Origin of the sequence: Flavobacterium sp. CBA20B-1 (genome assembly GCF_028473145.1) — a bacterium.
Lineage (GTDB): Bacteria > Bacteroidota > Bacteroidia > Flavobacteriales > Flavobacteriaceae > Flavobacterium.
This window is the reverse complement of sequence record NZ_CP092370.1, coordinates 99,292-111,898: the sequence shown is the minus strand read 5'-3', so window position 1 is coordinate 111,898 and position 12,607 is coordinate 99,292. Positions and strand designations below refer to the sequence as shown.

Here is a 12,607-nt window from a genome sequence, read left to right as displayed (position 1 = left end):
ATGCTTAATTAAAATTAATAATCTCCTAAGGTAACTAGATTTTGATTTAAAGCATTTTCCAACTGTTCGTTATTGGGTGCTTTACCATGCCATGCATGTGTGTTCATCATAAAATCTACACCGTTGCCCATTTCGGTGTGTAACAAAACCATAATTGGTTTTTTGTTACCTGTTTTTTGTTTTGCTTGTTGCAATCCGTTGATAACAGCTTCTAAATCGTTACCTTTTTCAATGCTTAAAACATCCCATCCAAAAGCTTCAAATTTTGCTTGCAAACTGCCCATGTGCAATACCTCATCGGTAGTTCCGTCGATTTGTTTTCCGTTTAAATCTATGGTTGCAATAATGTTATCTACTTTATTAGCAGCAGCATACATCAGTGCCTCCCAATTTTGACCTTCTTGCAATTCGCCATCACCCATAAGCACATAAACCAATTTATCGTCATTGTTTAACTTTTTGGCTTGTGCAGCTCCCAAAGCCACTGATAACCCTTGCCCCAACGAGCCCGATGCCATACGAACACCCGGTAAATGACTGTGAGTGGTTGGATGACCTTGTAAACGCGAATCGATTTTTCTAAAAGTAGCCAATTCGCTTACCGGAAAGTATCCGCTGCGCGCCAAAACGCTGTAAAATACAGGCGAAATATGCCCGTTTGATAAAAAGAAAAGGTCTTCGTTTTTGCCATCCATATCAAATGAATCTTTGCGATCCATAAGTACTTGATACAATGCTACAAAATATTCAGCACAGCCTAAAGATCCACCCGGATGACCCGAATTTACAGCATGCACCATTCTTAAAACATCTCTTCGAACTTGTGTTACCAAGTCTTGTAATTGTTGTGTGTTTGGTTTCATTTATAAACGCATAAAATTTATAGTACACAAAGATAAGTTTTTTAAAAGATTGCACGCAAAAACTTCCTATTTTTGTTCACATTTAATAAACACTTGTGTTTTCTTTTTTTACAATGAATATTTTAAAACAGTATTGGCAAAACTACATTTGTGCCTACAAAGGACTTTCAAAAGCTACTTGGTTATTGGCTTTGGTGATGTTTATAAACCAAAGCGGTTCAATGGTATTGCCTTTTTTGGGCGTATATATGGCTACTGTTTTAGACTTTTCTTTGCAAAATGCCGGCATTGTTTTAAGTATGTTTGGTGTGGGTTCTATTTTGGGTTCTTTTATTGGTGGTTGGCTCACCGATCAATTTGGCTCGTTTAAAATTCAGGTTTGCAGTTTGTTTGGCAGTATTCCGTTTTTTTTGATTGTACCACTTTTCAACACTTTTGAAAACCTGTGCGTTGCCATCTTTTTTTTAAGTTTAATTAAAGAATTGTTTCGACCGGCAAACAGCGCTTCGGTTTCATTTTATGCCAAACCCGAGAATATCACTCGCGCTTTTTCATTAAACCGAATGGCCTTAAACTTGGGATATTCTATTGGTCCGGCAATTGGTGGCTTTTTAGCAGCGGTCTCGTATAACTTTTTGTTCTATGCCAATGCGTGTATGTCTTTTATTGCTGGAACACTTTTTATTATTTATTTCAAAAATCGGGCAGGAAATGCACCCAAGAAAGTAATAGCTGAAAAAGCAGCAACTGTTGCAAAAGTAAAATCGGCATATACCGATGGTATTTTTTTAATTTTCAGCTTTTTTATTGCTATTTATGCCTTTTGTTTCTTTCAAATTTTAAACACACTACCTCTTTTTTACAAGAATGTGGCTTTTATGAATGAAAAAGAAGTGGGATTGCTTATGGGTTTTAACGGAATTGTTGTTTTTGTGCTGGAAATGGCATTGGTACATTTTGCCGAGAAAAAATTCACCCTTTCTGCCAACATGATTATTGGTAGTTTGTTTTGCGGTGCAGCATTTTTGGTATTGATACCGTCGCATACCCAGTTCATACTTTTTAGTTCGATTTTCTTAATTTCTATCTCCGAAATTTTAATTATGCCCTTTGCATCAACCGTAGCCGTAAATAGATCTTTACCTTCAAACCGTGGATCATATATGGGATTAAACGGTATTTCGTTTTCAATTGCCTTTATTACATCGCCCTTGCTGGGAACATATATTGCAGAAAATTTTGGTTTTACCAACTTATGGATTGTAAATTGCACAATGATTGCAATTACCAGTATTGGTTTTTATTTTATAATGAAAAAGATTTAAGAAATGAACGTGTTCAAAGCAATAGATTTATCAATTGGTTATAAAGACAAAACACTGTTTACCGATTTGAATTTTGAATTGAAAACAGGTACTCTCACGGCTTTGTTAGGAAGCAACGGTATTGGAAAATCTACTTTGCTAAAAACCATTTCGGGATTGCTTGATAAACAGCAGGGAAAACTTTTGATTAACCAACAAAATGTGGATGCTTTTTCTGTTCACGAATTTGCCCAAATGGTGAGTGTGGTGCTTACAAATGAAAATGTGAACAAAGAACTCACTGTGTACGAATTGGTAAAATTGGGCAGACAACCCTATACAAATTGGTTAGATAAGCTTTCGGAACAAGATGAATTGCTTATTGAAAACGCTTTGAACGATTGCGAAATCATCGATTTAAAAAATAGAAAACTTGCACAATTAAGCGACGGACAGTTGCAACGCAGCCTTATTGCCAGAGCCGTGGTACAGGACACACCATTTATTTTCTTAGACGAACCCTCTACACATTTAGATTTATACCACAAAGTGCGTCTGCTAAAATTGTTAAGAAAACTGTGTGCGAATCACCATAAATGCATTTTATTTTCTACGCACGATTTAGATTTAGCTTTGCAGTTAAGCGATGAAATTATGTTGCTCAAAGACGAGAAATTTTATCACAACACTACTAACAGCCTAATTAACCAAGGCGTTTTTGACCGTTTTTTTGATACCGATGATATTGTTTTTGATAAAGGACGAAAGCAGTTTTTGATACTTTGATTTTTGCCACAGATGTACAGATATTTTTGTGAATAGAAGAATCTTTCTCTAAGAGATTCCTCCTTTAGCATGTACTGAGTTTGTCGTAGCATGGGAATGACAAAATGTAATAAAATCTACAAATTACTATTATGCTTTTTATTTAAAGAAACATTCTCTATTGTCCAGTTAATTTTTTCTTGAAACGGATGTTTTCTCACAGGACAATCAATTTTACTGCAAATGTTACACGAATATTCTTTACAAGCATCCAAGTGCACAAAAAGTTCAATTCTATCACCAAAATGATTTATTACGGTGTCTTCCAAAGCATCCACTTCTTTATGTCCTTCTTCGATATTAAAATACCAAGGCACTGTCATGTGACAATCAAAATGCAAGGTACTTCCATACTTAATGATGCGTAAATTATGCAAATCAATCCAGTTTTTACGTCTTTTTTCATTTAAAAAAGCCACCACTTCTTTCAACAGTAATTTATCTGTTTCATCCATAATCCCAGAAATCGATTCCCGTAAAATTTTGTATCCCGTAAAAATGATAAATGCTGCAAAAATCAATGCCGTTACGCTATCAATCCAAGCTATTTTTGTGAAATACAAAACCACCAATCCAATTACAATTCCAATAGTAGAATAAGTATCGGTTTGCAAATGTTTTCCACTTGCAATCAGTGCCAATGAATTATTTTTTTTTCCTTTTTGAATGGCATAAAAACCCAAAATATAATTAATAACAGCTGTTATTGCCACTAGAATTAAACCAACATCTAATTTTTCAATGACTTTAGGGTTTTGCAATTCCCCAATGGCTTCATAAATTATAACCACACCTGCAATACTTATCAATGAACCTTCGATAGCTGCCGAGATAAACTCTACTTTTCCATGACCATAGGGATGGTTGTGGTCTTTTGGTAATGCCGACAAATACAAGCTGTACAAACCAATAAATCCAGCCAAAACATTAATGGTACTCTCTAATGCATCGGTAAGAATTGCAACCGAATTGGTGACATACCAAGCATATATTTTAACAATAAAAAGAAGTATTCCAACAATGGTAATTATCCGTTGGAATTTAAAGTTTTCGGTGGCGGAATTGCTCATTAATACGAACGTTTTAATACTCATTCAAAGTTACTAATTCCTTTATTAAAAAAAGAATCCGGTCTCTTTGTTATTATTTTTTTGTATTTGAAAGCAATATATTTCTAGGTTTAAATCAAAATTTAAGCTATCATTTTAAAAAAAGTTGTGTATTGCTAAAAACATTTCTACGAATATATATATCAAATAAAATCACAATAAAAACACTTTCAAATCTGCATAAAATTATGTATTTTTACCCAAATTCACTACAATTTATGCAACAAGAATCTCAGTATACTGAAGATAACATCCGCTCGTTAGATTGGAAAGAACACATTCGTACACGCCCGGGAATGTATATTGGTAAATTAGGCGATGGTTCTTCGCCTGATGATGGTATTTATATTCTCATTAAAGAAGTGTTAGACAACTGTATCGATGAATTTGTAATGGGTGCCGGAAAAACAATCGAAGTCACCATTAAAGACCGCACAGTTTCGGTACGCGATTACGGTCGGGGTATTCCGCTTGGAAAAGTTGTGGAAGTGGTTTCGCGAATGAATACAGGTGGAAAATATGACTCTAAGGCTTTTAAAAAATCAGTCGGTTTAAATGGTGTAGGTACTAAAGCTGTAAACGCTTTATCGTCTTACTTTCGTGTAGAATCAGTGCGCGATAACCAACAAAAAGCAGCTGAATTCAGTGCCGGAAATTTAACTTTAGAAGAAGATTTGGTTGAAACCACCAAACGCAAAGGAACAAAAGTTACTTTTACAGCAGATGACACCATTTTTAAAAACTATAAATTCCGCAATGATTACATTGTGCGAATGCTTAAAAATTATTGTTACCTGAATAAAGGATTAACGATAATTTACAATGGCGAAAAGTTTGTTTCCGAAAACGGTTTAAAAGATCTATTACAAGAAACAATCACCGAAGAAGATATGATTTATCCGATTATTCATTTAACCGGAAATGATATCGAAATTGCTTTAACTCACAGCAAAACGCAGTATTCCGAAGAATACTATTCGTTTGTAAATGGTCAAAACACCACGCAAGGCGGCACGCACTTATCCGCATTTAAAGAAGCAATTGTTCGCACCATAAAAGAGTTTTACAACAAAAACTTTGAAGCATCGGATATTCGCAAATCCATTGTTTCGGCTATTTCGGTAAAAGTAGAAGAACCTGTTTTTGAGTCGCAAACCAAAACAAAACTGGGATCAACCGATATGGGACCTGATTTGCCCACTGTTCGTACCTTCATCAACGATTTTATAAAAACAAATCTGGACAATTTCTTACATAAAAATCCAGAGACCGCCGATGCATTGCTCCGAAAAATTCTTCAAGCAGAACGCGAGCGCAAAGAACTTTCGGGTATTCGTAAATTGGCAAAAGATCGTGCAAAAAAAGCATCGCTACACAATAAAAAACTGCGCGATTGCCGCATACATTTAACCGATGCCAAAAACCCAAGAAGTTTAGAAAGTACCCTTTTTATTACAGAAGGAAACTCAGCATCTGGTTCCATCACAAAATCGCGCGATGTAAACACACAAGCCGTTTTTAGTTTGCGAGGAAAACCGTTGAACACCTACGGAATGTCGAAAAAAATTGTGTATGAAAACGAAGAGTTTAATTTATTGCAAGCCGCTTTGAACATTGAAGAAGATTATGAAAATTTGCGATACAACAATATTGTGCTTGCAACCGATGCCGATGTGGATGGTATGCACATTCGATTGTTAATGATTACATTTTTCTTGCAATTTTTTCCAGAATTGATAAAAGAAGGGCATTTATACATATTGCAAACACCGCTTTTTAGGGTTCGCAATAAAAAGAAAACCATCTATTGCTATTCAGAACAAGAGCGTATCGATGCTATTGAAGAATTAAAACCAAAACCCGAAATTACCCGATTTAAAGGTTTGGGTGAAATTTCGCCCGATGAGTTTGTGAATTTTATTGGCCAAGATATTCGTTTAGAACCGGTAATGTTAGATAAAGCCTCGTCTATAGAAAAATTATTGGAGTTTTATATGGGCAAAAACACACCTGATAGACAAGAGTTTATTATTGATAATTTAAAAGTGGAGTTGGATAAAGTAGAGTAAATAAAACCTGTTATTTAGGAATGAAAAACATTGATAAAACAAGTTTAGAAAATGCGTTTCGCTTATTTGATAGCGGATTTATTAATGAAATAGAAATTGGTACTACTAAAGGTTTACAGCAAATTCATAAATATCTTTTTGACGACCTTTTCGATTTTGCAGGAAAAATCCGTACGTTGAATATTTCGAAAGGCGGTTTTCGTTTTGCTACGGCGTTGTATCTGAATGAAATTCTTGTAAAAATAGAAACAATGCCCGAAAACTCTTTTGAAGAAATTATTGCAAAATATGTAGAAATGAATATTGCGCACCCTTTTATGGAAGGCAACGGACGAACCATGCGTATTTGGCTTGATTTAATTTTGAAACACCGTTTAAAAAAAGTAGTTAATTGGCAGTTTGTTGATAAAACACTTTATTTACAGGCAATGGAACGAAGTCCGATCAATGATTTAGAATTGAGAACCTTGCTTTCCCAAAATTTGACTAATGATATAGATAACCGCGAAATTATTTTCAAAGGAATTGAGCAGTCTTATTACTACGAAGGTTACGAAAAAGAAGATTAAATTATGGAAAGCGAATTGATTATATTTCAGTCCGAAAACGGAGCCTTAGAACTTCGTACAAACGGAGAAAAAGATACTGTTTGGGCAAGCCTTGACCAAATAGCAAGCCTTTTTGGAAGAGATAAATCAGTTATTTCTAGACATATAAATAATATTTTTAAAGAAGAAGAGTTAGATAGAAATTCAACTGTTGCAAAAATTGCAACAGTTCAAAAAGAAGGTAAGCGAAATGTTAAAAGACAAATAGAATATTTTAATCTTGATTTAATTTTATCAGTTGGGTACAGAGTAAATTCAAAAATAGCAACAAAATTTCGCCAGTGGCCAACAAAATTGCTTAACCAACATATTACAAAAGGATACACAATCAATGAAAAATTATTAAAAAGAAATAATGCACAATTTATTAAAACGCTTGAAGATTTAAAGATTCTTACAAAAGAAAATAGTCAATTAAAAGCAACAGATGTTTTCACAAAAAACATCTTATCCTTTCCAAAATAAAGTATCGCCTGAAACATTAACGGTGTTAACGATACTAATTGCCGAATCAAATCCATCTGATAAAGAAAAAATGATTGGAATAGTGAAATCAATTTTAAATTTTTAACTCAATTTAAGTTTTTTTTGCGAATATTACATAAAACATAATTATTCAAATGAATAACGAAGAATTTAACGAAGATGCCGAACTAAACAATTACGATCCCGAATTGGACCATAATAGTTTGGAAAGCACCGAAGCCGAGACCATAAAGAAGGTTTCGGGTATGTATGAAGAATGGTTTTTAGATTACGCTTCGTATGTGATTTTAGAACGTGCGGTTCCGGCAATTGAAGATGGTTTTAAGCCAGTTCAGCGCCGCATTATGCACTCAATGAAAGAATTAGACGATGGTCGTTACAATAAAGTAGCAAACATCGTTGGGCACACCATGCAATACCATCCGCATGGAGATGCAAGTATTGGCGATGCCATGGTGCAAATCGGTCAGAAAGATTTGTTGATTGATACACAAGGAAACTGGGGAAATATTTTAACGGGAGATGATGCCGCAGCTTCGCGTTATATCGAAGCACGTTTAAGTAAATTTGCCTTAGATGTTTTGTATTCGCCAAAAATCACGCCGTGGCAACTTTCCTATGATGGCCGTAGAAACGAACCGATCAATCTACCGGCAAAATTCCCAATTTTATTAGCGCAAGGTGGCGAAGGTATTGCAGTTGGTTTATCAACCAAAATTCTTCCACACAATTTTATCGAGCTAATAGATGCTTCCATCAAAATATTAAAAAAGAAACCTTTTGTATTGTATCCCGATTTTCCAACTGCGGGTATTGCCGATATATCTAATTATAACGATGGCGCACGCGGAGGAAGAGTAAGGGTTCGTGCACGCATTTCGCAAGTAGATAAAACCACACTTGTTATTAAAGAAATTCCTTTTTCAACCACCACCACTTCATTGATTGATAGTATTTTAAAAGCAAATGAAAAAGGGAAAATCAAGATAAAAAAGGTAGAAGACAATACCTCTTCTGAAGTTGAAATTGCGATTCATCTTCCGCCTGGTGTTTCGCCTGATAAAACAATCGATGCGTTGTATGCATTTACAAGTTGTGAAGTTTCAATAGCACCATTAGGCTGTGTGATACAAAACAACAAACCCCTTTTCACGGGCGTTTCGGAAATGTTGAAACAGTCAACCGAACGAACAGTTGATTTGTTAAAACAAGAACTGATTATCGAATTAGGCGAGTTGGAAGAACAATGGCATTTTTCATCGTTGGAACGTATTTTTATCGAAAACAGAATTTATCGAAATATTGAAGAAGAAGAAACTTGGGATGGTGTAATTGCTGCTATTGATGAAGGATTGAAACCATTCACCTCACATTTAAAACGCGCTGTTACCACAGAAGATATAGTGCGATTGACCGAAATACGGATTAAACGTATTTCTCGTTTCGATTTAGATAAAGCGCAAGAAAAACTAGATGCTTTGGAAGGTGATATTGAAAAAGTGAAATACAATATTGAGCATATCATTGATTTTACCATTTCATTCTTCACCAACTTAAAAGAAAAATACGGCAAAGGACGCGAACGCAAAACCGAATTGCGCAACTTTGATAATATCGAAGCAACAAAAGTGGTATTGCGAAACCAAAAACTATATGTAAACCGAGAAGAAGGATTTATTGGAACTGCTTTGCGCAAAGACGAGTACATTGCAGACTGCTCAGATATTGACGATGTGATTGTGTTTCTGCGAGACGGCAGTATGACGGTATCAAAAATCGAAGAGAAAAAATTCGTAGGTAAAGACATTATTCACGCAGCAGTTTTCAACAAAAACGATAAACGCACTATTTACAACATGATATACCGCGATGGAAAAACAGGATCATCGTTTGTGAAGCGTTTCAGTGTTTCAAGTATCACCCGCGATAAAGTCTATGATCTAACTCAAGAAAAACCAGGTTCTCAAGTACTTTATTTTTCAAGTAATCCAAATGGTGAAGCAGAAGTAGTAACTATTTTATTAAGACAATTAAGCAACGTAAAAAAACTAAAATTCGATTTAGATTTTGCCGATTTGCTTATAAAAGGCCGCACATCAAAAGGAAACATCGTCACAAAATATCCAATAAAGAAAATTGAATTAAAAGAGAAAGGAATTTCTACCCTTCGTCCTCGAAAAATTTGGTTCGATGATACCGTTCACCGTTTAAATGTGGATGGCAGAGGCGAGCTTTTAGGTGAATTTAAACCCGAAGATCGTTTGTTGATTATTACCCAAAGCGGAAAATTAAAAACAATTATTCCTGAATTAACCACACACTTTGACGATGATATCATTGTATTGGAAAAATGGATTCCCACAAAACCCATTTCATGTATCTATTTTGATCCAGAAAAAGATAAGTATTTCGGGAAAAGATTTTTAGTGGAATCTGTAAATAAAGAAGAACTTTTTATTTCAGAACATCCGTATGCCCGTTTAGAAATTGTTTCTACAGATTACCGACCAATGGCAGAAATAATATTCGCAAAAAGTAAAGGTGTTGAAAAAGAACCTCTAATTATAAATTTTGAAGAATTTATTGCAGTAAAAGGTATTAAAGCACAAGGAAATCAAGTAACAAGCGATAAGGTAAAAATGATGAATCTTTTAGAATCGTTGCCCTATGAAGAGGTTTTGGAAGAAGAAACATCCGAAAAAAATAATTTTACTGATACGGTTGATGAAAGCTCTCTAACAATTGAAGAAGACGGGCAAATTGGCTTTAACCTAGAATAAACAAATACATTTTAAACACAAATAAAAAATATATGAATTTTGTCATAATTGACGATCATCCTTTTATTTTAGAAGGATATGCCAATGTTATAAAGCAAAATTATCCACAAAGCACAATTGTTAAATTGGCTTCGTGCGAAGCTGTTTTTGACTATTTTTCGAACAATGCCGAAGCAAAACGAACGGACATGGTTTTGGTTGATTTCAACATACCAAGTTTTGAAGAAGAACAATTAAAAAACGGGATTGATGCAGCTAATTTCATTCGCCAAATCATTCCATATTGCAAAGTAATATTACTAACCGCACACACCGAAAAAATCTACATTCTAGATATTATTAAAAACGCAAAACCCGATGGTTTCGTTACCAAAGGCGAACTCACACCCGAATATTTGTTAGAATTAATACAAATTGTTTTGGATCAGGGTAAGTTTTACAGCGATTTTATTCAAAAAACATTCAATGAATCTTTAAACGATAAATCACTTATAGACGACTACAACCGTCAAATATTATATTTACTTTCAAAAGGATATAAAATCGTGGAATTAGACAAAATAATTCCGATATCATACAGCGCTATTCAAAAGCGAATTGCCAAAATGAAGCAAGTGATGAAAGCACAAGATGACAAAGGTTTGGTGAAAGCAGCCATAGAAAACGGGTATTTGTAGAATAAAATACTACATGAAATGAGTGTTTTGCTCACATTTTGTTAACTTTTAAATCCATAGTTGTAAATATAAAACCAACGCCCTTACATTTGTAAAACATTTGAACATAATATGAAAAATTATTGGGCAAATAATTAGGGAGTATTAAGGTTTTCACGTTTTAATAAGGTTAGATTAGGTTTAGAACGTATATGTTGTTTTGTTGATTACTTAAAGTTCAAATGAAACCAATCCTGCTTGTATAGCAGGATTTTTTTTATTACTTTTGTACCACTTTTTGGGGCCGATCGGTTTTGACAGCAGGTGGAATTGAAAAGTAAGCACGTCGAGCGCTCATTTACAGCTCGTAAATATCATGAATGAACTTTTTTTTACACGGCGAAGAAAACTACGCTTTAGCTGCTTAATTCTGAATTATAGTAAGATCAAGCCTTGTCCTATAAGATAGGAAAGCTAAATTCCTTAAAAAAGCCTTGATTTATGGCGTTTTGTAATAAGGAACCGTAAATATAAATCTAGAGTAAATAGCACCTCGGAAGTTACTCGAAATCTAAAGAGGTTAAGTGTGTAGTGGTTGTTTTTGGCAAAGCTATACAACGAAAATTTAAACAAAAACTAAACGTGTAGAAAGCTCTTTGATTGCTTGTTTGGACCAGGGTTCGATTCCCTGCGGCTCCACTGAAATTAAAAAAAATGCATTGATTTTTTTAAGTCAATGCATTTTTTTCAGTATTACCGTATTGGTATTGTTTGAAATACTCCATTTTAACTACAAAATATTCCATAGTTTATTAAACCTAAAGAATAAAAAAGCCCTAATTGGATTAGAGCTTCTGTACCTATTATTAAAACCCACGTTTTTTACTTTGGTTGTACCACATTGGCACTTTTTGTCCGCGCGCTTGTTTCATTTGCCCTTCCATCATGCTAATTTGCTCTTTCAGCATACCTTTCGTATCAAGCTTTTTAGCCTCTGCAATTAATTTTTGAGCTTCTGCAGCACGGTTTTTACTCATCGTGATACCTGCCAACTGCAATTTTGCCACTGCTAAATCTTCCTTTTGATTAAGTCCTAAATCAACTGCTTTGCGAAAATCTTTTTCGGCTTGGTTTAAGTTATTTTGCGCGTTGATAATTCCATTCAAATAAAAATAATATCCTTGTTGGTTTTTTATTAAAGCGGTTTCTGGATTAATTTTCGACAAAATGCGTTTTGCTCCCTCCATATCTTGTTTTCTAAACTTAAACAAGGTCATAATAAGCATTTCATTTTTAAAATAAACTAAAACCACTAATAGCGTTAGTATCAATAAAAAAATACCATTTCCAATATTTTTCTCGGTAAATTGCCAAATAGCAGTTGCCAATAACGCTGCTGCTGCAACAATTTTTATATTCTTGTGAATCATAATCGTTTTTGTTTTAATTTTGCAAATGTAGTAAAATACTGCAAGCCACAAAAAATACCTGGCAAGAATCCTGCAATAAGTAACAGAAATTTAAAATAAATTTTAAAAACAATTTGTAGGTATTAAAAGGATTTGTATATTTGCACTCGGTTTTGAAGCAATGATTTCAAAGCTGAACATTTATAAAATATATATTTAAAGATAAGAAGCAATGAGTAAGAGAACGTTTCAACCATCAAAAAGAAAAAGAAGAAACAAACACGGTTTCATGGATAGAATGGCAAGTGCTAACGGAAGAAAAGTATTGGCACGTAGAAGAGCTAAAGGAAGACATAAGTTAACGGTTTCTAGCGAACCAAGACACAAAAAATAATGATGGATCATCATAAATAAAGGCGTTACTTTAAGTGTCGCCTTTTTTTATATCTTTTATTTTTAAACACTTCATTCTTCTTTTTAATTAAGAATAAGTACATT

At 34.2% G+C, this 12,607-nt stretch carries 11 protein-coding genes and 1 other RNA gene; 9 read left to right on the top strand and 3 right to left on the bottom strand.

All coding sequences use genetic code 11. The features are described 5' to 3' along the window. Positions 1 to 14 precede the first annotated feature (14 nt). Positions 15 to 863 carry a transketolase gene (locus tag MG290_RS00550; protein WP_264561994.1) on the bottom strand — a complete coding sequence of 283 codons (849 nt, stop codon included), beginning with the start codon at positions 861 to 863 and terminating at the stop codon, positions 15 to 17. Between the two features lie 113 nt (positions 864 to 976). On the opposite strand from MG290_RS00550, the gene MG290_RS00545 reads away from it, so the two are divergent. Further along, positions 977 to 2,188 carry an MFS transporter gene (locus MG290_RS00545; protein ID WP_264561993.1) on the top strand — a complete coding sequence of 404 codons (1,212 nt, stop codon included), beginning with the start codon at positions 977 to 979 and terminating at the stop codon, positions 2,186 to 2,188. 3 nt (positions 2,189 to 2,191) lie between these two features. Next, on the top strand, positions 2,192 to 2,953 hold the full coding sequence (locus tag MG290_RS00540; RefSeq protein WP_264561992.1) for an ABC transporter ATP-binding protein: 762 nt from the start codon (positions 2,192 to 2,194) through the stop codon (positions 2,951 to 2,953). 116 nt (positions 2,954 to 3,069) lie between these two features. Here the strand turns inward: MG290_RS00540 and MG290_RS00535 are convergent, their stop codons facing one another. Next, the gene (locus MG290_RS00535) at positions 3,070 to 4,062 is read right to left on the bottom strand and encodes a cation diffusion facilitator family transporter (RefSeq protein ID WP_264561991.1); all 993 of its coding nucleotides are present in this window, start codon (positions 4,060 to 4,062) and stop codon (positions 3,070 to 3,072) included. Positions 4,063 to 4,319: 257 nt separating this feature from the next. Here MG290_RS00535 and MG290_RS00530 point away from each other — a divergent pair, with 257 nt between their 5' ends. From MG290_RS00530 to ssrA, 6 genes are all read left to right on the top strand, one after another. Next, positions 4,320 to 6,170, top strand: coding sequence for a DNA topoisomerase IV subunit B (locus tag MG290_RS00530; protein ID WP_264561990.1), 1,851 nt, complete (start codon positions 4,320 to 4,322; stop codon positions 6,168 to 6,170). 20 nt (positions 6,171 to 6,190) lie between these two features. Then, a complete protein-coding gene (fic, locus tag MG290_RS00525; RefSeq protein ID WP_264561989.1) occupies positions 6,191 to 6,739 on the top strand; it encodes a protein adenylyltransferase Fic in 549 nt (182 codons plus the stop codon). A gap of 3 nt (positions 6,740 to 6,742) precedes the next feature. After that, complete coding sequence (locus tag MG290_RS00520; protein WP_264561988.1) at positions 6,743 to 7,243, top strand: virulence RhuM family protein; 501 nt, start codon at positions 6,743 to 6,745, stop codon at positions 7,241 to 7,243. 155 nt (positions 7,244 to 7,398) lie between these two features. Continuing rightward, positions 7,399 to 10,044 (top strand): DNA gyrase/topoisomerase IV subunit A, encoded by a 2,646-nt coding sequence (locus tag MG290_RS00515; protein WP_264561987.1) that lies wholly within the window; start codon positions 7,399 to 7,401, stop codon positions 10,042 to 10,044. A gap of 32 nt (positions 10,045 to 10,076) precedes the next feature. Then, positions 10,077 to 10,721, top strand: coding sequence for a response regulator (locus MG290_RS00510; RefSeq protein ID WP_257499265.1), 645 nt, complete (start codon positions 10,077 to 10,079; stop codon positions 10,719 to 10,721). 279 nt (positions 10,722 to 11,000) lie between these two features. Further along, positions 11,001 to 11,402, top strand: a transfer-messenger RNA (tmRNA) gene (gene ssrA, locus MG290_RS00505). A 164-nt stretch (positions 11,403 to 11,566) separates the two neighbouring features. Here ssrA and MG290_RS00500 read toward each other — a convergent pair. Further along, positions 11,567 to 12,130 (bottom strand): DUF2892 domain-containing protein, encoded by a 564-nt coding sequence (locus MG290_RS00500; protein ID WP_264561986.1) that lies wholly within the window; start codon positions 12,128 to 12,130, stop codon positions 11,567 to 11,569. Positions 12,131 to 12,341: 211 nt separating this feature from the next. Here MG290_RS00500 and rpmH point away from each other — a divergent pair, with 211 nt between their 5' ends. Then, positions 12,342 to 12,503 carry a 50S ribosomal protein L34 gene (rpmH, locus tag MG290_RS00495; protein ID WP_008464848.1) on the top strand — a complete coding sequence of 54 codons (162 nt, stop codon included), beginning with the start codon at positions 12,342 to 12,344 and terminating at the stop codon, positions 12,501 to 12,503. The last annotated feature ends 104 nt before the right edge of the window (positions 12,504 to 12,607 follow it).